At 62.4% G+C, this 22,765-nt stretch carries 23 protein-coding genes; 16 read left to right on the top strand and 7 right to left on the bottom strand.

What is annotated here, in order from left to right; translation table 11 throughout:
* Positions 1-27: 27 nt before the first annotated feature.
* Entirely contained in the window at positions 28-1,113 is a 1,086-nt protein-coding gene (locus BM234_RS13145; RefSeq protein WP_092065714.1) for a polyamine ABC transporter substrate-binding protein, read from the bottom strand.
* A 134-nt stretch (positions 1,114-1,247) separates the two neighbouring features.
* Here BM234_RS13145 and BM234_RS13140 point away from each other — a divergent pair, with 134 nt between their 5' ends.
* Both BM234_RS13140 and BM234_RS13135 read left to right on the top strand, forming a co-directional pair.
* Entirely contained in the window at positions 1,248-1,943 is a 696-nt protein-coding gene (locus BM234_RS13140) for a GntR family transcriptional regulator (protein ID WP_092065712.1), read from the top strand.
* Positions 1,944-2,004: 61 nt separating this feature from the next.
* The gene (locus BM234_RS13135) at positions 2,005-3,399 is read left to right on the top strand and encodes an aspartate aminotransferase family protein (protein ID WP_092065711.1); all 1,395 of its coding nucleotides are present in this window, start codon (positions 2,005-2,007) and stop codon (positions 3,397-3,399) included.
* Positions 3,400-3,444: 45 nt separating this feature from the next.
* On the opposite strand, the gene argE is transcribed toward BM234_RS13135, so the two are convergent.
* Positions 3,445-4,572, bottom strand: a complete 1,128-nt coding sequence (gene argE, locus BM234_RS13130; protein ID WP_245752653.1) for an acetylornithine deacetylase — start codon at positions 4,570-4,572, stop codon at positions 3,445-3,447.
* Positions 4,472-5,788: a M24 family metallopeptidase gene (locus tag BM234_RS13125; protein ID WP_245752640.1), complete on the bottom strand. Its 1,317-nt coding sequence runs from the start codon at positions 5,786-5,788 to the stop codon at positions 4,472-4,474. Before BM234_RS13125 ends, argE begins: the two co-directional genes overlap by 101 nt.
* Before the next feature lie 371 nt (positions 5,789-6,159).
* Between BM234_RS13125 and BM234_RS13120 the strand changes: the two genes are divergently transcribed.
* From BM234_RS13120 to BM234_RS13095, 6 genes are all read left to right on the top strand, one after another.
* A complete protein-coding gene (locus BM234_RS13120) occupies positions 6,160-7,260 on the top strand; it encodes an ABC transporter ATP-binding protein (RefSeq protein WP_092065707.1) in 1,101 nt (366 codons plus the stop codon).
* 105 nt (positions 7,261-7,365) lie between these two features.
* On the top strand, positions 7,366-8,481 hold the full coding sequence (locus BM234_RS13115; RefSeq protein WP_092065705.1) for an extracellular solute-binding protein: 1,116 nt from the start codon (positions 7,366-7,368) through the stop codon (positions 8,479-8,481).
* A gap of 55 nt (positions 8,482-8,536) precedes the next feature.
* Positions 8,537-8,827 (top strand): DUF1330 domain-containing protein, encoded by a 291-nt coding sequence (locus BM234_RS13110; protein WP_092065703.1) that lies wholly within the window; start codon positions 8,537-8,539, stop codon positions 8,825-8,827.
* On the top strand, positions 8,824-10,500 hold the full coding sequence (locus BM234_RS13105; protein ID WP_092065701.1) for an ABC transporter permease: 1,677 nt from the start codon (positions 8,824-8,826) through the stop codon (positions 10,498-10,500). The genes BM234_RS13110 and BM234_RS13105 overlap by 4 nt, the downstream gene beginning before the upstream one ends.
* A 4-nt stretch (positions 10,501-10,504) precedes the next feature.
* Complete coding sequence (locus BM234_RS13100; protein WP_092065699.1) at positions 10,505-11,680, top strand: ABC transporter permease; 1,176 nt, start codon at positions 10,505-10,507, stop codon at positions 11,678-11,680.
* Positions 11,681-11,760: 80 nt separating this feature from the next.
* Complete coding sequence (locus BM234_RS13095; protein WP_245752639.1) at positions 11,761-12,621, top strand: mechanosensitive ion channel family protein; 861 nt, start codon at positions 11,761-11,763, stop codon at positions 12,619-12,621.
* Positions 12,622-12,798: 177 nt separating this feature from the next.
* Here BM234_RS13095 and BM234_RS13090 read toward each other — a convergent pair whose 3' ends face one another.
* A complete protein-coding gene (locus tag BM234_RS13090) occupies positions 12,799-13,287 on the bottom strand; it encodes a peroxiredoxin (RefSeq protein ID WP_092065695.1) in 489 nt (162 codons plus the stop codon).
* A gap of 82 nt (positions 13,288-13,369) precedes the next feature.
* Here BM234_RS13090 and BM234_RS13085 point away from each other — a divergent pair, with 82 nt between their 5' ends.
* Together BM234_RS13085 and rsmD are read left to right on the top strand one after the other, a co-directional pair.
* Positions 13,370-14,578 (top strand): NAD(P)/FAD-dependent oxidoreductase, encoded by a 1,209-nt coding sequence (locus tag BM234_RS13085; protein WP_092065693.1) that lies wholly within the window; start codon positions 13,370-13,372, stop codon positions 14,576-14,578.
* The gene (gene rsmD, locus BM234_RS13080) at positions 14,575-15,144 is read left to right on the top strand and encodes a 16S rRNA (guanine(966)-N(2))-methyltransferase RsmD (RefSeq protein ID WP_092065691.1); all 570 of its coding nucleotides are present in this window, start codon (positions 14,575-14,577) and stop codon (positions 15,142-15,144) included. The genes BM234_RS13085 and rsmD overlap by 4 nt, the downstream gene beginning before the upstream one ends.
* A 15-nt stretch (positions 15,145-15,159) precedes the next feature.
* On the opposite strand, the gene BM234_RS13075 is transcribed toward rsmD, so the two are convergent.
* Positions 15,160-16,191 carry a TRAP transporter substrate-binding protein gene (locus tag BM234_RS13075; protein ID WP_342714720.1) on the bottom strand — a complete coding sequence of 344 codons (1,032 nt, stop codon included), beginning with the start codon at positions 16,189-16,191 and terminating at the stop codon, positions 15,160-15,162.
* A gap of 166 nt (positions 16,192-16,357) precedes the next feature.
* On the opposite strand from BM234_RS13075, the gene BM234_RS13070 reads away from it, so the two are divergent.
* On the top strand, positions 16,358-17,332 hold the full coding sequence (locus BM234_RS13070; RefSeq protein ID WP_092065689.1) for an MBL fold metallo-hydrolase: 975 nt from the start codon (positions 16,358-16,360) through the stop codon (positions 17,330-17,332).
* A 12-nt stretch (positions 17,333-17,344) separates the two neighbouring features.
* On the opposite strand, the gene map is transcribed toward BM234_RS13070, so the two are convergent.
* The gene (gene map, locus BM234_RS13065; protein WP_092066051.1) at positions 17,345-18,139 is read right to left on the bottom strand and encodes a type I methionyl aminopeptidase; all 795 of its coding nucleotides are present in this window, start codon (positions 18,137-18,139) and stop codon (positions 17,345-17,347) included.
* A 93-nt stretch (positions 18,140-18,232) separates the two neighbouring features.
* Positions 18,233-18,937, bottom strand: coding sequence for a DNA/RNA nuclease SfsA (gene sfsA, locus BM234_RS13060; protein WP_092065687.1), 705 nt, complete (start codon positions 18,935-18,937; stop codon positions 18,233-18,235).
* Between the two features lie 45 nt (positions 18,938-18,982).
* On the opposite strand from sfsA, the gene BM234_RS13055 reads away from it, so the two are divergent.
* Genes BM234_RS13055 through BM234_RS13035 form a run of 5 tightly spaced genes read left to right on the top strand, consistent with a single transcriptional unit; the run spans position 18,983 to position 22,755 of the window.
* The gene (locus BM234_RS13055) at positions 18,983-19,705 is read left to right on the top strand and encodes a competence/damage-inducible protein A (protein WP_092065685.1); all 723 of its coding nucleotides are present in this window, start codon (positions 18,983-18,985) and stop codon (positions 19,703-19,705) included.
* Positions 19,706-19,731: 26 nt separating this feature from the next.
* Complete coding sequence (locus tag BM234_RS13050) at positions 19,732-20,415, top strand: GNAT family N-acetyltransferase (protein WP_245752637.1); 684 nt, start codon at positions 19,732-19,734, stop codon at positions 20,413-20,415.
* On the top strand, positions 20,412-21,323 hold the full coding sequence (locus tag BM234_RS13045) for an OmpA family protein (protein WP_092065681.1): 912 nt from the start codon (positions 20,412-20,414) through the stop codon (positions 21,321-21,323). The genes BM234_RS13050 and BM234_RS13045 overlap by 4 nt, the downstream gene beginning before the upstream one ends.
* Complete coding sequence (locus BM234_RS13040) at positions 21,320-22,144, top strand: NAD-dependent epimerase/dehydratase family protein (protein WP_092065679.1); 825 nt, start codon at positions 21,320-21,322, stop codon at positions 22,142-22,144. The genes BM234_RS13045 and BM234_RS13040 overlap by 4 nt, the downstream gene beginning before the upstream one ends.
* On the top strand, positions 22,141-22,755 hold the full coding sequence (locus BM234_RS13035) for a sugar transferase (protein WP_092065677.1): 615 nt from the start codon (positions 22,141-22,143) through the stop codon (positions 22,753-22,755). Before BM234_RS13040 ends, BM234_RS13035 begins: the two co-directional genes overlap by 4 nt.
* The last annotated feature ends 10 nt before the right edge of the window (positions 22,756-22,765 follow it).

Here is a 22,765-nt window from a genome sequence, read left to right as displayed (position 1 = left end):
CGGATCAGGCGCGGGCCGGAGTTCGATTCAGGTGCCGGATTTGATCTTGGTCCAGAGCCGGGTCACGACCCGCTGAACCTTGGGGTCATAGGGCGTGGTCGTGTAGAGGTTTTCGCGCGCTTCCTCGCTTGGGTAGATCGCCGGATCGCCGATCACATCCTCTTCGAGAAACTCCTGCGATGCCTCGTTGCCGTTGGCGTAATAGACATAGTTGGACGCGGCGGCCATGTTCTGGGCGTCCATGATGAAGTTCAGGAACTGATGGGCGCCGTCCGGGTTCGGAGCATCGGTCGGAATCGCCATCTGGTCGAACCACATCTGGCCGCCCTCGCTCGGGGCGTTATAGGCGATTTCCACGCCGTTATCCGCTTCGGCGGCGCGATCGCGCGCCTGCAACACGTCTCCGGACCAACCGACCGCAACGCAAATATCGCCATTGGCGAGCGCGTTGATGTATTCGGAACTGTGGAATTTCTGGATGTAGGGACGCACGCCGGCATAGACGTCTTCGACCTTGGCGATCACGTCGGGGTCATGGCTGTCGGGATCCTCGCCGAGATAGGTCAGCGCCGCCGGGATCATTTCCGCCGGGGCATCGAGGAAATGCACGCCGCATTCGGCAAGCTTTTCCATATTCTCAGGATTGAAAATAAGCTCAAGGCTGTCGATCGGGGCGTCTTCGCCAAGCAGTTCCTGGACCTGACCCACATTCACACCAATGCCCGTGGTTCCCCACATGTAGTTGATGGAATAGGCATTATCGGGATCATACTTGCCAGTACGCTCTTCGACCATGCTCCACATGTTCTCGTGGTTCGGCAGCTTGGTCATGTCCAGCTTCTGAAAGGCCCCTGCGGAAATCTGGCGTTGCAGGAAGGTTCCAGTGGGGACCACCACATCATACCCCGACCCGCCGGCCAGCATCTTTGTCTCAAGCACTTCGTTGCTGTCGAAGACGTCGTAGATGAGCTCGAGCCCGGTCTCTTCCTCGAACTTGGCGAGCAAGTCCTCGTCGATGTAATCCGACCAGTTATAAACGCGGACTTCGTCGGCGAAGGCGGCGCTCGCGGCAAGGCCCGCCGCGACGGTCAGGGTCAGGACTCTCTGTGTCATTCGTGTCTCCCGTAGGGTCCGGATGTTATTCTCCGGGACCCGGATTTGATCATATTTGGCAAATCGATCTCAAGGCTATATGTTTCCACGCCGAAACGCTCTGTGCAAGCGGCGTGCAATCACGAGGCTCGTAAATGTCAGACACCCTCCTCGATCTGTCGGAAAAAGCGGCGGCCTCCGCACCGCTGCCCGCCCATGCACGTGTCTATCACGACCTGCGCGCGCAAATCCTCTTTGGTGAACTCGCTCCGGGCGAGCCTGTCACGATTCAGGGGCTGTGCGAGCGCCTCTCTGCGGGAACGACACCAGTGCGCGAAGCGATCCGGCGGCTCTGCGCGGAAGGTGCGCTCGAAATGCGCGGCAACCGTCGCATCTGTGTCCCCGATCTAGCCCCCGAGGCTTTGGCCGACATCATGCTCATTCGGCGCACAGTAGAGCCAGAGTTGGCTCGGAGAGCCACAAAACGCGTCACCTCGCAGCAAATCGAAGATCTGGAAATCCGTGACCGTGAGCTTGATGAGACGATCCTGCGTGGCGATTTGCACGGGTATCTGCGGGCGAACTACATCTTCCACCGTTCGATCTACCGCATCGCCCAAGCACCCGTTCTTGCGGATTTCGCGGATCTGGCATGGCTTCGGTTCGGCCCCTCCCTGCGCGTGGTCTGCGGCCGGGTCGGCACCACCGGCCTCCCTGATCGGCACAAGGAAATCCTCGATGCCATGCGCAAGGGCGATGCCGACGGCGCGGCGGAGGCGCTTCGGAGAGACACGGAACAGGGCATGGCGCTCATAGCCGAGCCCACCGCCCGCGCGGCGCGATTCGATTGACACGCCGGAATTTGATCATATCTTGCGCTGCAACCCATTCCTATAGATCCATGAGGGCGTCATGACCGCCATTACCAACCATCTGCCCACGGCAGAGCTGCAGCGGCTCGACGCCGCGCACCACATGCATCCGTTCACCCACGGTCAGGAACTGCGCGACAAGGGTGCGCGTGTGATCACCCGCGCCAAGGGCGTCTGGCTCACCGATAGCGAAGGCGAAGAAATCCTTGACGGGATGGCCGGCCTTTGGTGCGTCAACCTTGGCTATGGCCGCGAGGAACTGGCCGAGGTCGCCGCGCGCCAGATGCGCGAACTGCCCTTCTACAACACCTTCTTCCAGACGACGCATGTTCCCGCCATCGCTCTGGCCGCCCGGCTTGCAGAACTGGCGCCGGGGGATCTGAACCACGTCTTCTTTGCCGGGTCAGGCTCCGAGGCGAACGACACGAACATCCGCATTGTCCGGCAATACTGGGCTGAAAAGGGCAAACCCTCGAAGAAGGTCATCATTTCGCGGCAGAACGCTTATCACGGCTCCACCATGGGCGGCGCGTCGCTCGGGGGGATGTCCGGCATGCACGCACAGGGCGGCCTGCCCATCGCTGACATCACCCATATCGATCAGCCCCACTGGTGGGCGGAAGGCGGTGACAGCGATCCTCAGGAGTTCGGCCTCGCCCGCGCCCGACAGTTGGAGGAAAAGATCCTCGAACTGGGCGAAGACAATGTGGCAGCCTTCATCGCAGAACCCGTCCAAGGCGCGGGCGGAGTCGTAATCGCACCCGACAGCTACTGGCCCGAGATTCAGCGGATCTGCGACAAGTACGAGATCCTGCTCATCGCCGACGAGGTCATCTGCGGCTTCGGGCGCACGGGCAACTGGTTCGGCTGCCAGACGCTGAACATCCGCCCGGACATCATGACCATCGCCAAGGGCCTGTCCTCAGGCTACCAGCCGATTGGCGGATCGATCCTTTCCGATGAGGTCGCCCGCGTGATCGAGGGCCACGAGTTCAACCATGGCTACACCTATTCCGGCCACCCGGTCGCCTGCGCCGTCGCGCTCGAAAACCTGCGTATTCTGGATGAGGAAGGGATTGTCACCCGCGTCCGCGAAGAGACCGGCCCCTATCTAAAAGAGAAGTGGGAGGGGCTTTGCGATCACCCGCTCGTGGGCGAGGCCAACATCATCGGCATGATGGGCTCCATCGTTCTGACCCCGGACAAGGACAGCCGCGCCGCCTTTGCTGCGCCGGAGGGTACCGTGGGGCTCATCTGCCGCGAGCGGTGCTTTGCGAATAATCTTGTGATGCGCCACGTCGGAGACCGCATGATCATCTCCCCCTCGCTTGTGATCAGCCGGGATGAGATCGACACGTTGATCGAACGGGCGCGCCTGTCTCTCGATGAGACCTATGACCGGCTGAAGGCCGACGGGCTGCTGCAATCTGCGTGAGTGCACACTGCGAAACGGGGGCGCGCCTGACCGGTGCGCTCCCGATTAAGACAGCCGCCGCGCAAGGCCCTCTAGCATATCGAGACAGCGCGACATCTGATCCAGCGTGACATACTCATCCGCCTTGTGGGCCTGATCGATCGATCCGGGCCCACACACCACGACATCCATGCCCATTTCCTGAAACAGACCCGCCTCGGTGGCGAAGGGAACCACATCGACGCCGTTCGCCCCGGTCAGCTCGGCCACGAGATCGCGCGCCGCATTGGCGGCCATGGGCTCCAGCCCCGCGACCTCTCCGATGGTTTCCGTCTGGATGTCGGCGCGGGGGTCGACCGCGCGCATCGCCGGCAGGAGTGTGTCGCTGACATAGGCCGCGATTTCCTCCTTCATATAGCTCATGTCCTCGGACGTGACCGGGCGGAATTCCCACTCGACCTCGGCCCGTCCGGCGATGACGTTATGCGCGACGCCGCCATGGATTCCCCCGATGTTCATCGTGGTCCAGGGCGGGTCAAAACGGCTGCCCCGTGGGGCGCGCGTCTTCATTTCCTCGCGCAGCTCCATCAGCCGCGTGACATAGCGCACCGCGTACTCTGCGGCATTCACCCCCCGGTCGGGCGCGCTGCCGTGCCCTTCGAGGCCATGGAAATGGGTGGTGTATTCGCAACATCCCTTGTGGCCTTCGATGATCTGCATTCCGGTCGGCTCACCGATGATCGCGATGCCGGGGGCAATGCCGCGCGTCTTCAGATCGCTCACAAGCGCCTGCCCGCCGATACAACCGACCTCCTCATCATAGGTGAAGGCGAAATGCACCGGGCGTTTGAGATCCCGCGCGGCGAAAACCGGGGCCATCGCCATGGCGCAGGCAATGAACCCCTTCATGTCACAGGCACCGCGCCCAAAGAGCGCGCCATCCCGCTCGACCATCTCGAAAGGATCAGAGGTCCAGTCCTGTTCCGCGACGGGCACCACATCCGAATGCCCCGACAAGACGATCCCACCATCCGTATCGGGGCCTATTGTGGCGAAGAGATTGGCCTTGTGACCGCTCTCATCGTGGAAAATCTCAGTTCTTGCGCCCAGATCCGAAAGTTGGCTTCCCAGCCATTCGATCATTTCCAGATTCGAATCCGATGAAATCGTGGGGAAGGCGATCAGATCCGCCAATATCTGCCGGGCGTGGGATAGCTTGCTCATTCTCTTTCACAAACATGCGGCGAGGCCGGTTGCAAAGGGTTTCGGCGGCGCCGTCCTCTCGGATGAGGATGGATTCGGTGATTTCCATACCCCAATCGCGCATCCACAGTCCCGGCATGAAGTGAAAGGTCATCCCCGCCATCAGGACGGTTTCGTCCTCGGCGCGCAAGCTCACGGTGCGCTCGCCCCAATCCGGAGGATAGGACAGGCCGACCGAATAGCCACAGCGCGCCCCGCGCTCAATCCCTGCACGCTCCAGCGGCAGCGCGAGCGCATTGGCGATATCACAAGCCCGGTTTCCGGCCCGCGCGGCAAGAAGGCCCGCCTCAAGACCCTCGACCAACGCAGCTTCGGCCCTGCGAATTTCTTCGGGCGGAGTCCCCAGAAAGATCGTCCGACAGAACGGCGCGTGATACCGGCGATAACATCCCGAAATCTCAAAGAACGTGGCTTCGCCATTCGCAAAGGTCTGACCATTCCACGTCAGGTGCGGAGCCGCAGCATCCGCCCCGGAAGGCAGCATGGGCACAATCGCGGGGTAATCCCCCCAGTCGCCATCCACGCCGCGGATCGCATCGCGGTAAGCCTCGGCCACGACCTCATTCTTGGCCACGCCCACTTCGACCCGCTCCCAAAGACCATCGACGATCTTTTCGGAAATCTTGGCCGCGCGGCGCATGAAGACGATCTCTTCGTCCGACTTTATCGCCCGCTGCCAGTTCACCAACGCGGTCGCATCCTGAAACTCCGCTTGGGGGAGCGCCTTCTGGAGCACTTCAAAGGCCTTGGCCGAGAAATAGTAGTTGTCCATCTCCAGCCCGATCCGCGCATCCGCCGAAACGCCGAAGTCGGACATCCGGTGGGCAAGATCCTGCATCGGATGCCGTTCGGTCGATTGGACATAATCGTCGGAATAGCCGCAAACGCGATCCGCCTCCATCCAGCAGGTCCGATAGGCGCCATTGGCATCCATGCGGCGCCCCCACCAGACGGGATCGGCGTCTTTGAGTACGATAACCCCTTGATGAACATAGAAGGACCAGCCGTCATATCCCGTCAGCCACGCCATGTTGGACGGGTCCGTGACATACATCACATCGAGACCCGCGGCCTCCATCGCCACGCGGGTGCGGGCAAGACGTCGCTGATATTCGAAAGCGGTGAACGGAATGTCCTTGCGAATCATCAAAGGGCCTCCTGAGCATGGGGTACATCCAAGTTCACCATGCAAACCCGGGCCCGGTCGCACCAAAAACGACATACCCTGCCGCTTTCTGACCAATCCCGGAGCATGTGGTCAGTTTTGCAGCACCTGCTGCCGATAGGCCGCAGCTTCGGGCCATAAGGATCAGGGGTTTGGCACGTTGCGCCGGGTCCGGCCCCGCCCTCGGGCAGCTTTGCCTCAATATCACTCACCCGCCGCCAAACCGGCCCTGCAATCGCTTTGGATTGGGACTTTGATCCGTCTACCCGGTTGCAACATGAGGTCGGAGGCGCTTTAGTTGGCCCATCAAGACGCGGGACCCAACCCTGCGCGGCAACAACAGGGGGGCCGGTTTGGCCAACGATCTCAGCAGCGACGCCTTCGTCGAATTCGAACGCGTGCAGAAGAGCTATGACGGCGAAAATCTCGTCGTCAAAGACCTCAACCTGACCATGCCCAAGGGCGAGTTCCTGACGATGCTCGGCCCGTCGGGATCAGGCAAGACCACCTGCCTGATGATGCTGGCAGGGTTCGAAACCGCCACCCACGGCGAGATCAAGCTCGACGGCATTTCCATCAACAACATCCCACCGCACAAGCGCGGGATCGGCATGGTGTTCCAGAATTACGCCCTCTTCCCGCATATGACGATCGCCGAGAACCTGTCCTTCCCGCTGGAGGTCCGCAAGATCGGCAAGTCCGACCGGGAAGCCAAGGTCAAGCGCGCGCTCGACATGGTCCAGATGGGCGAATTCGGTGGCCGCCGTCCGGCACAGCTTTCGGGCGGCCAGCAACAGCGTGTGGCCCTCGCCCGCGCCCTTGTCTTCGAACCAGAGCTTGTCCTGATGGACGAACCGCTCGGCGCGCTCGACAAGCAGCTGCGTGAACACATGCAGTTCGAAATTACAAACCTCGCCCACGATCTGGGGATCACGACCGTCTATGTGACCCACGACCAGACCGAAGCGCTGACGATGTCGGACCGCGTCGCCGTTTTCAACGACGGGCGCATTCAGCAGCTTGCTCCGCCCGACGCGCTTTATGAAGAGCCCGAGAACAGCTTCGTCGCGCAGTTCATCGGTGAGAACAACACGCTGCTTGGCACGATCAAGGAAATCTCCGGAGAGACCTGCCTCGTCCAACTCGACGATGGCGAAGTGATCGACGCACGCCCGGTCAATGTCTCGAAGGTCGGGGAACGCACCCTGATCTCGATCCGCCCCGAGCGGGTGGAAATCGACACGGACCGCCTTGGCCCCAATGCCCATACCATTCCCGCCGAAGTGCTGGAGTTCATCTATATGGGCGACATTTTCCGCACCCGGCTTCGCGTCGCAGGGCGGGACGACTTCATCATCAAGACCCGCAACTCGCAGGATCAACGCAAGCTCAAGCCGGGCGAACAGATCCGTATCGGGTGGATGCCGCGTGATTGCCGGGCGCTCGACGCGTGATGTGAATACCCCCGGCCCCCAAGTGGGGCACGGGGGAAGGGTATCGCGGCTTGGCCCGTGGCACGATGCCGATCTTTTTCAAGCGGGTTCAACTGGGAGAAATACATGATGCTCACTAAGACCCTGATGGCGTCGACGGCACTGACGGTTGCGGCCGCCGGGATTGCCGCCGCGCAGGATATGTCCGACAGCGTCACCGGCGTCAGCTGGGGCGGTGCCTACCAGGCTTCTCAGCAAAAGGCTTATGTGGAGCCCTACCTCGAAATGAACCCGGACGTATCCTGGTCCTGGGATGAGTCGTCCAACGAAGCCGTCGCCAAGCTGCGCGCGATGGAAGAGGCCGGCAACGTCACATGGGATATCGTGGACGTGGTCGCGGCCGACGCCATCCGTCTTTGCGACGAAGGCCTCGCGCTGGAAATCGACCATGACGAGGTGCTTGCACCGGCCGATGACGGAACAGATGCTTCGGACGATTTCGGCGACCTGATCGTCTCCGATTGCTTCATCCCGCAGATCGTTTATTCGACCACCGCCGCGTTCCGCCCGGACCTGCTGCCCGATGGCGCGGAAACTCCGACGTCCATCTGCGCATTCTTCGACATGGAAGCCTATCCGGGCAAGCGCGCGCTCGAAAAGCGCCCCATCAACAACATGGAATGGGCCCTCTACTGCGACGGCGTGGAAAAGGATGAGATCTACGACGTTCTCGCCACGCCCGAAGGTCAGGATCAGGCCCTCGCCAAGCTCGACACGATCAAGGATCAGGTCGTGTGGTGGTCCGCCGCCGCCGAGCCTCCGCAGCTTCTCGCCGACGGTGAAATCGTCATGGGCTCCTCCTACAACGGTCGCTGGTTCTCCGCGATCGAAGAGCAGGATCAGCCCTTCGAGATGCTCTGGGACATGCAGGTCTTTGACCTCGACGGCTGGATCGTTCCGGCGGACCTCCCCGAGGATCGCCTTGCCCGCGTGATGGACTTCCTGCGATTCTCGACCGACACGCAGCGGCTCGCCGATCAGGCGGCCTACATCTCCTACGGTCCCGCGCGTCAATCCTCCGCACCGCTTGTAGGGCAGCACGCCGAGCTGGGCATCGACATGGCGCCGCACATGCCGACCGACCCCGCGAACGCAAGCAACACCTTGCTCTACAACTATGAGTTCTGGGCGGACTATCGCGACGATATCGACGCGAAGTTCCAATCCTGGCTCGCACAATAAACGAACCGCGGCGGGGCCTCAGGCTCCGCCGCGATCATTAAGACAGGGGAATAAGATGGCAAAAGGCTACATCATCGGACATATCACGGTGACCGACCCGGAGGCCTACAAGGAATATGTCGAGCGCGACACGCCGATCCTCGAAGGTCTGGGCGGACGTTTCATCATCCGCGGCGGACAGGCCGAGGTGAAGGAAGGCGAAACGCTCCAGCGCCACGTCGTCATCGAATTCCCCAGCTTTCAGGCCGCCTTGGCGGCTTATGACTCCCCCGAATATCAGGAAGTCGCCGCAATCCGGTACAAGACCGCCGAGAGCGTCATCCTTGTTGTGGAGGGCACCGAATGAGCACCGCCTCGTCTGGACCGACCGCCGCTGATGAGTCTGCCCCCGTCCTTGCCGCCGACGGCACCCCCCTCAAGAAATCCCTGCGCCGCGCCCTTCGCGCCCAGAAGCTTCGCGCTCTGGGGCTGATCGCGCCGCTGCTGATCTTTGTTCTCGTGGCGTTCATTGCGCCGATTGGTGACATGCTGTTCCGCTCCGTGGAAAACCGCATCGTCAGCAACACCATTCCCCTGACCGCCCGCGTCATGGACGAGTGGGACGGCCAGAGCGATGAGCCCCCCGCCCCGACCTTCGAGGCGCTCTACTACGATCTGTTCCTCTCCGCTGAAGCGCGCCGTCACACCCGGCTTGGCACGCGTCTCAACTATGAACAAACGGGCCTGTCGTCGCTCTTCCGCTCTTCGGGGCGCGGTGTCGATGACATTGGCGAAACCCACGTGGAGACCATCGAGGATCTCGACGACCGTTGGGAAGATGGCGGCTTCTGGCACGCGCTCATGACTGGCGAAGGGCCGCGCGCGGATGATCTCCTGCTGGATCAGCGCGCCCGCCTCGCCGCCCTCTCCAGCAGTAGCTACAACGGGGATATAGGCTTCGAGCCGGGCGAGCAGATCGCCGATCTTCTTCCCACCACGGCCCGCGAATACACCGCCTTTGCCCTCTTCACCGCCATTGAGGAAGGCGACATCGTTGTCGAGGAAGAGCCGTGGGAAGCGGTCTATGTGGCACTGGCGCAGGATCTGCGGTCCGCGGATCTCTCCGGCTATCAGGGTCCGCAAGCCGATGCCCTTCGCGCCGCGCAGGAGGCCGTCACGGCCCTGCCGCCGATCGACTTCCGCGCAGGTTTCGCCGAACTGGACGAAGGGTGGATCTCCCCCGACGTGTGGGAAACGATCAACATGTACAGCCCGGATTATACCACGGGCTACTTCCTCAATGCCGTCGACATGCAAAAGACCCCCGATGGTGCGGAATTCCGGCCCGACAATGAGCGGCTCTACGGTATCCTCTTCAAGCGCACCATGTTCATGAGTCTCGCGATCACCCTGTCCTGCGTCATGCTGGGCTATCCGGTGGCATGGCTGCTCGCCAACCTGCCGATGCGCAGCGCGAACCTGCTGATGATCCTGGTGCTCCTGCCCTTCTGGACCTCGCTCCTCGTGCGGACCTCGGCGTGGAAGATCATGCTGCAACAACAGGGTGTCATCAACGATACGCTCGTCTGGCTCGGGATCGTGAACGACGCCTCGCGCCTCGTGATGATCAACAACCAACTCGGCACCATCATCGCCATGACGCATATCCTGCTGCCGTTCATGATCCTGCCGATGTATTCGGTGATGTCGACCATCCCGCAAACCTACGTGCGGGCCGCGAAATCGCTGGGCGCCACGAACTGGACGGCCTTCTGGCGGGTCTATTTCCCGCAGTCGGTGCCGGGGATCGGCGCGGGCTCCATCCTCGTCTTCATCCTCGCGATCGGCTACTACATCACCCCCGAGATCGTGGGTGGCACCACCGGTACGTTCATCTCGAACCGTATCGCCTATCACATCTCCTCCTCGCTCAACTGGGGGCTGGCCGCCGCGCTTGGCACCATCCTCTTTGCGGTCGTCCTGATCCTGTATTGGGCCTACGACCGGATCGTGGGCATCGACAACGTGAAGCTGGGGTAAGAACATGGCACTCACACCTGCAATACCCCGCCCCTATTCCTTCGTCGGTCCGACCGTCGCCGCCTTTGGCGCGCTTGCCGGGCTCTTTGTCGGAACCGCGCAGGGCTCCGCCCCTCTCGGGGTCGTCGTCGGGGCAGTCCTCGCCGCCGCGCTGACCTTCGTCTTCATGCATGACAGCGTTCCCGACAAACCCGCCCGTTGGGTGACCATCGTGGCCTTCGCCATCGGCGGGGTGCTCTTTGGCGGTCTGATGGGCGGGATCATCGGCGCCCTGACGGGCTGGTTCTTTGGCTGGGTGATCTTCTGGCTGGCCAGCGGCCGCTACCGCGCCCACCTCGTGCCCTACCTCACACCGGGACAGGTGCTCTGGCACTATGCGTTCCGGGTGATCGCCGGGGCGATCTTTGTCTTTCTCATCACGCCGATCCTCGTGATCATCCCGCTGTCGTTCAACGCGGAGAATTTCTTTACCTTCACGCCAGAGATGCTGCGCCTTGATCCCGAAGGCTACTCGCTCAAGCACTACCGCGACTTCCTGACCAACCCCGAATGGACGACCGCGGTCTGGAACTCGGTGCGCATCGCACCGGTGGCGACGCTGATCTCCGTCTCGCTCGGCACACTCGCCGCCATCGGCCTCAGCCAGAGCCACGTGCCCGGCCGCCGGGTGATCATGGCGGTTCTGATCTCTCCGATGATCGTGCCCCTGATCATCTCGGCCACGGGGATGTATTTCTTCTACTCCAAGATCGGCCTTGTCGGCACCTACTGGGGCGTCGTGCTGGCCCATGCGGTGCTCGGCATTCCCTTCGTGATCATCACCGTGACCGCGACTCTGGTGGGCTTCGATCGCTCGCTTACCCGCGCTGCGGCCAATATGGGCGCCGATCCGATCACCACCTTTTTCCGGGTTCAGATGCCGCTCATCCTACCCGGCGTGATCTCGGGCGGGCTCTTCGCCTTCATCACCTCCTTCGATGAGGTGGTCGTGGTGCTCTTCCTCGGCTCCGCCGAACTTCAAACCCTGCCGTGGCAGATGTTCACCGGCCTGCGCGAACAGATCAGCCCGACGATCCTCGCCGCCGCGACCATCCTCGTCGGAATCTCGATCCTGCTTCTGGCCTCGGTCGAGATGCTGCGCCGCCGATCCGAACGGCTTCGGGGGATGAGCCCGGGTTGACATCCCGGCCTTCCGAATTAGCACAGTGACCCAGCAGAGGCGCCCTTCGCGGCGCCTCTTCTCAATAGAGAGGGATGCCTATGGAACAGCAGTATCAGGCCGCTTGGGCCTTCGTGGACGATAACTGGGACAAGCTGGAAATCGTGCGTGACGTGATCGTCAACGCGATCTACGCACTGGTGATCCTGATCGTCGCCCTGATCGTCAGCGGCTGGATCCGCCGCCGCATCCTGCGCGTTGGCGAACGCAGCCGCCATTTCGACATGACGCTGGCCAGCTTCCTCGGCAACGTCGCGCGCTATGGGGTGCTCGTCCTCGCGCTGATCTTTGTTCTGAACCGCTTCGGGATAGAGACGACCTCGCTTGCCGCCCTGATCGGTGCCGCCGGTCTTGCCATCGGTCTCGCCCTGCAAGGCACGCTCAGCCACCTTGCCTCCGGCGTCATGCTCGTTGCCTTCCGCCCCTTGGAAATCGGCCAGTTCGTCGAGGCAGGCGGCGAGAGTGGCACCGTTTCCAACATCTCGCTCTTCAATACGGAGTTGACCACCGTCGACAACGTGCAGGTGATCCTTCCCAACGGCACGGTCTGGGGCAACGTGATCAAGAACTATTCGCACTTCCCCACGCGCCGCTGCGATCTTGTGATCGGGGTCGGCTATGACAGCGATCTGAAGAAAACCGAAGAAGTCCTCTGGAGCCTGATCAACGCCGATGACCGTGTCCTGCCCGCGCCGGAGCCCTTCTGCAAGCTGACCAATCTGGGCGACAGCTCCGTGGATTTCACCCTGCGTCTGTGGTGCAAGGCCGACGACCTGTGGAACCTCAAGTTCGATCTGACCCGGCAGATCAAGGATGCCTTCGACGCCAACGGGATCCAGATCCCCTATCCGACCCGCACTCTCGTCGTGGAAAAGACCGCCGCCCCCGAGGCGACCCCCTGACCACCCAGCGCGCGGGCCGTTAATCCGGCCCGCGGTGCACGGGGAGTCATACAAATGTCATACACGAGTCATACGCAGGTCATACGACCCGAAACGGCCCTCCGGCCCTGTTAACAAAGGCGCGGAGCATCGATTCGGCCCCGCGGCGACCGGATGGCCGCTCGCCGCGTTAACCCCTCAGAGAGCCGCCAGAAGCGCCTCGCCCCCCGAGATCTCACAGGTCCCCCGCTCCACCTCCGGGTGGAAGGACGCCACGACGCCATCCTCGACGATCATCGCATAGCGTTTCGACCGTCCGATAAGGCCCGCCGGCTCTGCGCTGAACTCCATGCCGATCGCTTTGGTAAAGGCACCCTGAGGATCGGACAGAAGCGCGATCCCCGCCTCATGTGCCCCGGTGGCTTCACCCCATGCATCCAACACGAAGGGATCGTTCACGGCGATACAGATGATCTCATCCACACCCTTGTCATCAAAGGCTTTTTTCGTACGGATAAAGCTCGGCATATGCGCCGAATGGCAGGTGGGGGTAAAGGCACCCGGCACTGCGAAAAGCACCACCTTGCGCCCCTTGAGCCGTGCCGCAAGCGCGACCTCCTGCGGCCCGTCGTCTCCCATAGCGACCAGCGTCGCGTCGGGCAGTTTGTCGCCCTGTGAAATGCTCATGGCACATCCCTTTGGTTTGCGTTTCCAGTTGCGCCCGATATAGCCTCCTCATGGCTTGGAGCCACAGGAAAAGGAAGCAGAGATGGGCGGAATCGTGATCGTCGGAGGCGGACAGGCCGCAACATCCCTTGTCGCCCGCCTGCGGCGCGGTGGGTATGACGGCGCGCTGACCCTCATCGGCGACGAACCCGTCCCCCCGTATCAGCGCCCACCCCTCTCCAAGGCCTACCTGTTGGGGGAGATGGAAGAAGAACGTCTATATCTGCGCCCCCACAGCTTCTATTCTGAAAATGATGTCGACCTGATCCTCAGCACCGAAGTGACGGAAATCGACCGGTCCGCACGCGAAATCGTGGCCGGGGATCGCCGCATGGCTTACGAAACTCTGGTCCTGTGCACCGGCTCCCGGCCCCGCCGTTTGCCTGCCAGCATCGGCGGCGATCTCGGCGGGGTCCACACGGTCCGCACCCTCGCCGACGTCAAACGGTTCGCCCCCGAAGTCCGCCCCGGGCGCCGCGCTCTCGTGGTCGGCGGCGGGTATATCGGGCTGGAGGCCGCGGCGGTTCTGGTGAAATCGGGATTGTCGGTCACCCTCGTGGAAATGGCCGACCGCATCCTGAACAGGGTCGCGGCCCCCGAAACAGCGGACTATTTTCGCAAGCTACATCAAGAGCATGGCGTCGATTTGCGGGAAGGCGTGGGCCTATCGCGACTCGTCGGAGACGAGCGCGTCAGTTCAGCCAAGTTGACGGATGGCACGCAGATTCCCGTCGATGTCGTGATCGTCGGCGTCGGGATCGAGCCGGAAACACGGCTGGCCAAGTCGGCGGATCTTGACCTCGACGACGGGATCGCAACCGACGCATTTGGCCGGACCTCGGACCCGAATATCTGGGCCGCCGGGGATTGCGCCTCCTTCCCGCAGGAAAACCGCCGGATGCGCCTTGAATCCGTCGGCCACGCCATCGATCAGGCCGAATGCGTGGCCGACAACATCCTTGGGGCGGAGCGGGTCTATTCGCCAAAGCCGTGGTTCTGGTCCGATCAATACAATGCCAAGCTCCAGATTGCCGGTCTGGGAGCGGGGTACGACAGGATCGTCACGCGGCAGGGCGCGGCTGGCACGATCTCCTTCTGGTACTTCGCGGGGCCTCGGCTTCTTGCCATCGACGCAATCAATGACCCGCGCGCCTATATGGTCGGCAAGCGTTTGATCGAAGGCGGAAAAACCGTTGACCCTCACGTCGTGTCCGACCCGGAAACTGACCTGAAGGCCCTGTTGAAGGCATGAGGATCATCGCGGGCGCATATCGGGGGCATCGCCTCGCAGCGGTCGGAAAGGGCGATCCCGCCGCGCATCTCCGCCCCACAACGGACCGTCTGCGCGAAACCCTGTTCAACGTGCTCGCTGCAGGCAAGTTCGGCACGCTCTCAGGGTCCGTCGTCCTGGACCTCTTCGCAGGAACGGGTGCGCTTGGGCTGGAGGCCCTCTCACGGGGTGCTGTCCACGCGACTTTCGTTGACGATGGCCGCGCCGCGCAAAAGCTCATCCTCGACAACATCAAGCGACTGCGGCTCGAAAACGCCCGCCTGTTGAGCCGCGACGCCACGCGGTTACCCAAGAATGACGGCGCTCTGGCAACGTTGGTGTTTCTCGATCCACCTTACGGCAAGGACCTCGGCGCGCGCGCCCTCGGGGCGGCTTCGGCGGGTGGATGGCTTGCACCCGGAGCCTTGGTAATCTGGGAAGAAAATGCGCAGCAGCCCGCACCGGAGGGGTTTGAGATGCTCGATCACCGCCGTTACGGGGATACCAGCTTCACCTTCCTGCGCCATGGGGACGGGCCGGCCAACTAGGGCCGACCCGTTGTTTCACTCGGCTTCAACCGCCTCGACGGCCGCCTTGGCATCATCATAGAGTGTCTGGGCGTCGAGCCCCCGCTCCGTCATCTCGGCGATCCAGTCCTGCGTCACCTCGGCCCCGAGTGCCTTGATCTCTTCGGTGACCTCCGGGCTGAGTTCGGTGATGGCGTTACCATCGGCTTCCATCACGGCATGGCCATCACGATCGCCCAGATCATGCGCCTTGCCAGCCCAGGCTGAGGTTTCGCGACCGGAATTTGCGTCGATCACAGCGCGCAGGTCATCGGGCAGGCCCTCATAGACCTTCTTGTTCATGACCCATACGAAATAGAGATTATAGAGCGCCCGATCCCCAGCAACATCCGTATGGCTGTCCGTCAGCTCATCGAGTTTGAGGGAGGGCGCCATTTCCCATGTGATCACCCCACCATCAACCACGCCGCGCGCCAGCGCTTCGGGGAAGGCCGGTACGGCCATGCCGACGGGCGTCGCGCCGAGCTTCTTGAGAAGCAGTGTGGCGGGCCGTGAGGGGCCGCGCAGTTTCAGCCCGTCGAAATCAGACACTTCTTCGACCGGGGGGCCTTTTTTGTGAACGATTCCCGGGCCGTGCATATGCGCCGCGATGAGGTGGACGTCCGCGAAATCATCCATCAGATGCGCCTGCGTGAAATCCCAGGCGGCAGTGCTGGCCTCTTCGCCGGACTTGCTGGTCATAAAGGGCAGTTCCATTGCCTCCGCCTCGGGGAAGCGACCGGGCTGATACCCCGGAATGACCCAGCCCCCATCAATGACGCCGTCACGCACGAGGTCATACTGGTTCGGCGCGGACCCGCCGAGTTGCATGAAGGGATAGATCTCCACCTTGATGCGGCCCTCGCTCTCCTCTTCGACCTTTTGGGCCCAAGGTTCGATGAAGTACTTGGGGTTTGCCGAATTGGGCGAAACGAAATGCTGAAACCGGAGAGTTACCTCCTGCGCCGTGGCGGGGATGGCCATGAGACCGGTTAGGGTGATCGCAGCGGCCGTCAGAAGCGTCTTCAACGCAAAGTCCTCCTTATGGGGCGCCTGTGGTGGCACCGGGACGGCCCCAAGGGTGCAAATCCCGCGCCCCGATGCAAGCGGTGTTTTGCCACATGCCGGATAGACCATTGGCGAAAGGGCATCCTGTGGCTAGTCTTGCATTCAAAATATTGAATGGGAGACCGTGATGCCGATCCTCAAGCCCTCACGCCGTGATCTTCTCCGGCTCGCTGCCCTCGCACCGGGCTTCGTGCTCCCCGCCCTTCGCCCCGCGTCTGCGCTCGGGGCGCCAGAGACGGACAACCCGGCCCATTTTCGCTTCAGCCTTGGCGAGGCAAACCTTACCGTGATCTCGGATGGATACCTTGCGCTGCCCGCGTCCGGCCTTGGCGTGAATGCCGATCCCGAAGACGTTCGGCGGTTTCTGGAGCAACATTTCCTCTCCCCGGAAACGCAGTATTCACACACCAATCACCTGTTGATCGAATTGGGTAAGGCGCGTGTGCTCGTCGATCTCGGGTCGGGGAACCGCTTCTTGCCGACGGCCGGTCGCCTCTTTGCCAATCTGGAAAATGCAGGCATCGATCCGTCAAGCATCACCCATGTCGTCGTCACCCATGCGCATCCCGATCATATCTGGGGCATCCGGGACGATTTCGACGAACCGATCCTGCCGGATGCAGAATACATCATGGGACGGGCCGAACACGACTTCTGGACGGAGGATGGGCTTGTCTCTCGTGTGCCGGACGAGATGCAGCAATTCGTTGTCGGAGCAGTCAATTCGATCCAGGCAGAGGGGCTACAGTGGGCACTGGCGGATGAAGGTCACAAGATCGCCCCCGGAATTTCAATGCTGTCCAGCCCCGGACATACGCCCGGCCATATGAGTATCCATGTGGCGAGCGGCGGCGAGGAACTCATCGCACTCGGCGATGCTATGACCCATGCCCACATGAACTTTGCCCATCCCGACTGGGTGAACGGCTTCGACATGGATGGGGATCAAACGGTAGCGACCCGCCTTGCACTCCTAGACCGAGCGGCGGCGGACCGCGTGACGATACTGGGGTATCATTTCCCGTTTCCGGGCGTAGGGCATGTCACACGGGATGGCGATGCCTTCCGCTTCCTCCCCGCGCTCTGGCGGTTCACTGAATAGGGAACTTGTCGCTCAGTATGTCGGGTGGAATGTTCCAGCGGGGGAGAGTGTGAATATCTCCGCTCCGTCCGCTGTCACGCCAACCGAATGCTCGAACTGCGCCGAAAGGCTCTTGTCGCGCGTCACCGCCGTCCAGTCATCCGACAGCACCTTTGTCTCGGCGCGCCCGAGGTTCACCATGGGCTCGATGGTGAAGAACATACCCTCTTCGAGGATTGCCCCGGTACCGGGGCGACCATAATGCAAGACATTGGGCGGCGCGTGGAATACCCGCCCCAGCCCGTGACCGCAGAAATCACGCACGACGCTCATGCGGTTCGCCTCGACATAGGTCTGAATCGCGTGGCCGATATCACCAAAGGTCATGCCCGGACGTACGGCATCAATCCCGCGCATCAGCGCATCATGCGTCACCTGAATAAGCCGCTCCGCCTTGCGGGAGAGCTTGCCCGCGACATACATCCGCGACGTATCCCCGAACCAGCCATCGACAATCACCGTCACGTCGATGTTGAGGATATCACCATCCTTGAGCGTCTTTTCCCCGGGGATCCCATGACAGACGACGTGGTTGACGCTGATACAACTGGCGTGCTGATACCCCTTGTACCCGATCGTCGCGGAGGTTGCTCCCGCATCCACGATCATCTCCTCGATACGCTTGTCGATCGAGGCTGTCGTCGCTCCGGGCACGATATCACCGGCGATCTGATCGAGGATATGCGCGGCCAGTTTCCCCGCACGGTGCATACCGGCGAAGTCTTCTGTCTGGTGTATTCTGATGCCGTCTTTGGTCAGGCGGCCCATATGATGATCGTTCACGACGCTATTCCCGGTTTCGCGCAACGGTTTCCCTTTGACGGGGCCTACTTAAGCATAAAACCGTCAAAGCGCCAGTGTTCAGGTGCTGCACGGCAGCGTAGACCCCAGAAAGACGCCCTCCGGGCTGAGTTTCGTGTCGAAAACCAAGACCTCGACACCCGCGCTTCGTGCAACCTCAAAGGCCGCCGCATACGCCGGGTCCAGATCTGAGGCGAGGGAAAAGTGGCTGCAATCCGTACGCTGGACGAGGTAAAGCATAACCGCGCGATTGCCTGACTGCGCAACCTTTGCCAGCTCTTCTAGATGCTTGGCACCCCTGGCCGTCACGCTATCGGGGAACTCGGCAAGGCCGGGCTGACGGGAGAGGGTCACGCTCTTGACCTCGACATAGGCCGGCGGCCGCTCCGCGTCTTCGAGAAGGAAGTCGATCCGGCTCCGCGTGCCATACCGCACCTCGGGCCGAACGCTGTGATACCCCTCCAGCCCCGGAACCTGCCCTGCCTCCAGCGCCCCACGAAGCGCCCGGTTCGGAACGGAGGTATCGACGCCGGTGAAGTGCCCGTTCTCGTGATCGACCAGACGCCAGCCCCATTTCAGCTTTTTCTTGGGATCATCATTTGGTTCGAGCCAAATCCGCGTTCCCGGATCAGCGAGGCCCATCATACTGCCGGGATTGGCGCAATGCGCCGTGATCTCGCGTCCGTCATCAAGAAGGCAGTCGGCGAGGAACCTCTTGTAGCGGCGAAGCAGCCGCGCGGGTACGAGCGGGGTTTGAAACAGCATGGGCAGGCCCTATACCTGCCAGAGCGATCCACGCAAGGAGCCGTCATGCCAAACCCCACCGCCGCGATGCTCGTCATCGGAGATGAAATCCTCTCTGGCCGCACCCGGGATGCCAACATGCATTTCCTCGCGGGCGAATTGACCAAGTCCGGGATCGACCTTCAGGAGGTCCGTATCGTTTCCGATCGCCACGACGCGATCGTTGAAGCGGTGCGCGCCCTGTCCGCGGCCTATGATACCGTCGTGACCTCGGGGGGGATCGGCCCGACCCATGATGACATTACCGCGGACGCGATTGCCGATGCCTTCGGCGCGCCGATCGACGTGCGCGAAGACGCCCGCGCCTTGCTCGCCAAACACTATGAGACCACGGGGCGGGAGTTGAACGCGGCGCGCCTTCGCATGGCCCGTATTCCCGACGGCGCGACCCTTATCGAGAACCCAGTAAGCATCGCGCCCGGTTTCACCCTTGGCAATGTTCACGTGATGGCCGGCGTCCCTTCGGTGTTTCAGGCCATGGTCGCCAGTGTCTTGCCAACCCTCACGGGGGGTGAGCCGCTCCTCTCCCAAACCTTGCGCGTCGCGCGGGGGGAAGGCGACATTGCCGGACCCCTCGCAGAGATCGCCGCCGCGCATCCCGACGTTTCCATCGGCTCTTACCCGTTCCAACAGGACGGGGCCTTTGGCGCGAATATCGTCGTCCGGGGGATGATCGGTGCAAAGGTGGACGCAGCGATTTCCGACCTTGCACTTCTTTTTGCCGAATGACGTCAGCCGACGAATGGATGCGCGCGATGGAGGCCACATGGCCGCCCGCAGCGGTGCATCATGGTGATGGATGGGTCCTCCGTGAGGGCCAAGGTGGTGGGAAACGGGTAAGCTCCTGTTCGGCCACGCGGCCGGTGGACGAGGCCGCGATACACGCCGCAGAAACAGCCATGGCGGCGATAGGCCAGCGTGCCCTCTTCATGTTGAATGGCTCCGAAGGCGATTTGGACGGGCAGCTAGAGGCAAAGGGCTACGCCTGCGTTGATCCAGTCGCGCTCTATGCCGCCCCGGTATCACAACTTTGCGCAGACCTTCCGCCGCTCTGCGTCTTCGACCTCGAAGAACCGCTGTCCATCATGCTGCGCCTTTGGAGTGCGGGCGGTATCGGGCCGGAACGCATGGCCGTCATGGCGCGGGCCAAAGGCCCCAAGACCTACCTTTTCGGGCGCAACCGGAATCGCGCCGCGGCTGTGGCCTTTGCCGCCCTCGATGGCCCTCTGGTGATGCTGCATGCGCTCGAAGTGGCCCCCGATCATCGTCGCGAGGGGGTGGGTCGGGCCATGTTGACCGCAGCCGCCAACTGGGCCGCCAGTCACGGTGCAACAGAGCTGGGCCTCGCCGTAACCCGCGCGAACACTCCCGCCAACGCGCTCTACGCCGCGATGGGTCTAGAGGTCGTCGGCGGATACCACTACCGGTGTGCGCCATGATGCATCGCCTCGCTCTCGTGCTCATCTTCCTTGGCGGGGCGACGGCGGCGCTTGACCTTCCCGCAGGGGCCGAACTCGTCGAAGAGGTGCGCCGCAGCCCTGGCAGCTATATGCTGCCCACCGGCACGGCCAAGAACGGCGTCGTTCCCACAGAGCCCGTGGATGGCAATATCCTTCGCCAAGTCTGGCAGTTGCCGCGCGCGCAAACCGCGCTTCTGCCCCTCCTGCGGGGGATCGAGGCGCAGCTTGGGGCCGAAGGATACGAAACGATCTTTGATTGCGCTGCCACGGCATGTGGGGGCTTCGACTTCAGGTTTGGCATAGAGGTCGCGCGGCCCCCTGACATGATCGTCAACCTTCGCACCTTTCGATTTCTGGCCATGCGAAACACGAGTATGCGGAGCGCCGCGACCCTGCTGGTCAGCCGAACCCCGGAACGGCTTTACCTTCAGATTGTGACGGTCAGCCCCCCGGATGACCCATCCCAAGCGATAGAGGTCGCGGAGAACCCGGAAACTCCGGCACCTGGCGGAGACGTCATCGCCCTTCTGCGCCGGAATGGGCATGTCGTTCTCTCGGATCTCGTTTTCGAAAGCGGCGGGACGCAACTCGGAGAAGGAAAGCTCCGCTCCCTTGAGACCTTGGCAGGCTACCTCAACCAAGACCCCGTTCGGCGGATCGCGCTTGTGGGGCATACCGACAGCGTGGGGTCAATCGACGCCAATACCGCCTTGTCGCGCCGCCGTGCAGAAGCCGTCCGTGCGCGATTGCTGCAACGCTACGATGTGGCGGCGGAGCAAGTAACCGCGCGTGGGGTCGGCCTGCTGTCGCCCTACGCCTCTAACGCGACCCCGGAAGGGCGCGAACAGAATCGCCGTGTCGAGGCGGTTCTTCTGGCGGGCGAATGACCCGGGTTCTGATTCTCGGGGCCTCGGGGCGACTTGGCACATTCCTGCGCCGAGCGTGGTCCCGCGGCGCGACCGGCATCGACCCCATTTACCAGTATCGCCGCTCCGCCCCGCCGGAGGGCGTACTCTGGCACCCGGGGGATGACACTGCACGACTGCCGCAAGCCGATGCAATAGTTGCACTCTGGGGGGTAACATCCGGGACGACCGACGCCCTTGAGATGAATGCTTCACTCGCAGAAGAAGCGGGGCGGATCGCGGCCGGAATCGGAGCGAAGACCGTCTTTCATTTCTCGAGTGCAGCCGTCTACGGCCCAACAGAGCGCCCCGCTACGGAAGAGGCTCCCTTGCGCCAATCGGGCGCTTATGGGCTTGCCAAACTGGAAATGGAGCGTGTTCTACACGGCCTTCGCGGCCCGGCATGCCATGTGGCACTGCGGCTCGGAAATGTGGTGGGGGGCGACAGTCTTAGGGCGGCCCTAGAGGGCACTCGGCCCGCCACCCTCGATCAGTTCCCAGACGGGCGCGGACCATTGCGAAGCTATATTTCCCCCGTCGGGCTCTCGTCCGCACTTGTCAGATTGACGAAGCAGCCGCCCACTGCGCTTCCGCCTGTCCTCAACCTCGCGGCGCCTCGCCCCCTTCACATGGATGCCTTGCTTTTGTCTGCCGGGCGCAGCTGGACATGGAGACCTGCCCCGGGCAGCGGCGTTCAACAGGCCACGATCTGTACCAGCCGTCTCGCGTCTCTCCTTCCCGGTCTCTCCCTTGCGGATGATCCTGCGACCCTGATCGCGGAGTGGCAGGAGTTGTCGCAATGACCCCCGCCAAGCGCGTCGCCGATATCGCCCTTGCGCTCCTTCTACTCGTCCCTCTCGCGCCGGTCATGTGCGTGATCGCGCTGCTCATCCTTCTGCGCGATGGTCGCCCTGTGCTCTACCCCTCAGAGCGGATGCGCACACCCTCAGACCCCTTTACGCTTTTGAAATTCCGAACCATGAGTTCGGCGGAAGGGGATACCGGGGTTTCCGGAGGAGACAAGGCCACGCGGATCACCCCGACAGGGGCCAGGCTGCGCAAGGCGCGTCTTGATGAGCTGCCCCAACTCTTGAACATCTTGAAAGGTGACATGAGCTTTGTCGGGCCCCGCCCTCCGCTACGCCGCTATACCGAGATGTTCCCGGAGCTTTATGGGGAAGTGCTGCGCGCGCGCCCGGGCGTGACCGGGCTTGCGACCCTGTTGCTGCATCACCGCGAGAGCCGCCTGCTTGATGAGTGCCGAACCGCCGAAGAAACCGAAGCGGTCTATACGCGGCGCTGCATACCGCCCAAGGCCAAGCTTGACCTTCTCTACCGCGACAACCGTACACTATGCTGGGATATGGTCATCCTGCTGCAGACTTTGCGGGCCGTCGGGAAACGGCGTCGATAATCTGGGCAAA

Source organism: Poseidonocella pacifica (genome assembly GCF_900111875.1).
GTDB classification, from domain to species: domain Bacteria; phylum Pseudomonadota; class Alphaproteobacteria; order Rhodobacterales; family Rhodobacteraceae; genus Poseidonocella; species Poseidonocella pacifica.
The sequence above is the reverse complement of the archived record's forward strand: the minus strand, read 5'-3'. Positions and strand labels throughout refer to the sequence as shown.

Coding starts and splice junctions, on each gene's coding strand:
- BM234_RS13145 (WP_092065714.1), bottom strand. CDS start 1,113: ATGACACAGAGAGTCCTGACCCTGACCGTCGCGGCGGGCCTTGCCGCG.
- BM234_RS13140 (WP_092065712.1), top strand. CDS start 1,248: ATGTCAGACACCCTCCTCGATCTGTCGGAAAAAGCGGCGGCCTCCGCA.
- BM234_RS13135 (WP_092065711.1), top strand. CDS start 2,005: ATGACCGCCATTACCAACCATCTGCCCACGGCAGAGCTGCAGCGGCTC.
- BM234_RS13125 (WP_245752640.1), bottom strand. CDS start 5,788: ATGATTCGCAAGGACATTCCGTTCACCGCTTTCGAATATCAGCGACGT.
- BM234_RS13115 (WP_092065705.1), top strand. CDS start 7,366: ATGATGCTCACTAAGACCCTGATGGCGTCGACGGCACTGACGGTTGCG.
- BM234_RS13110 (WP_092065703.1), top strand. CDS start 8,537: ATGGCAAAAGGCTACATCATCGGACATATCACGGTGACCGACCCGGAG.
- BM234_RS13105 (WP_092065701.1), top strand. CDS start 8,824: ATGAGCACCGCCTCGTCTGGACCGACCGCCGCTGATGAGTCTGCCCCC.
- BM234_RS13100 (WP_092065699.1), top strand. CDS start 10,505: ATGGCACTCACACCTGCAATACCCCGCCCCTATTCCTTCGTCGGTCCG.
- BM234_RS13095 (WP_245752639.1), top strand. CDS start 11,761: ATGGAACAGCAGTATCAGGCCGCTTGGGCCTTCGTGGACGATAACTGG.
- BM234_RS13090 (WP_092065695.1), bottom strand. CDS start 13,287: ATGAGCATTTCACAGGGCGACAAACTGCCCGACGCGACGCTGGTCGCT.
- BM234_RS13085 (WP_092065693.1), top strand. CDS start 13,370: ATGGGCGGAATCGTGATCGTCGGAGGCGGACAGGCCGCAACATCCCTT.
- rsmD (WP_092065691.1), top strand. CDS start 14,575: ATGAGGATCATCGCGGGCGCATATCGGGGGCATCGCCTCGCAGCGGTC.
- BM234_RS13070 (WP_092065689.1), top strand. CDS start 16,358: ATGCCGATCCTCAAGCCCTCACGCCGTGATCTTCTCCGGCTCGCTGCC.
- map (WP_092066051.1), bottom strand. CDS start 18,139: ATGGGCCGCCTGACCAAAGACGGCATCAGAATACACCAGACAGAAGAC.
- sfsA (WP_092065687.1), bottom strand. CDS start 18,937: ATGCTGTTTCAAACCCCGCTCGTACCCGCGCGGCTGCTTCGCCGCTAC.
- BM234_RS13055 (WP_092065685.1), top strand. CDS start 18,983: ATGCCAAACCCCACCGCCGCGATGCTCGTCATCGGAGATGAAATCCTC.
- BM234_RS13050 (WP_245752637.1), top strand. CDS start 19,732: ATGGAGGCCACATGGCCGCCCGCAGCGGTGCATCATGGTGATGGATGG.
- BM234_RS13045 (WP_092065681.1), top strand. CDS start 20,412: ATGATGCATCGCCTCGCTCTCGTGCTCATCTTCCTTGGCGGGGCGACG.
- BM234_RS13040 (WP_092065679.1), top strand. CDS start 21,320: ATGACCCGGGTTCTGATTCTCGGGGCCTCGGGGCGACTTGGCACATTC.
- BM234_RS13035 (WP_092065677.1), top strand. CDS start 22,141: ATGACCCCCGCCAAGCGCGTCGCCGATATCGCCCTTGCGCTCCTTCTA.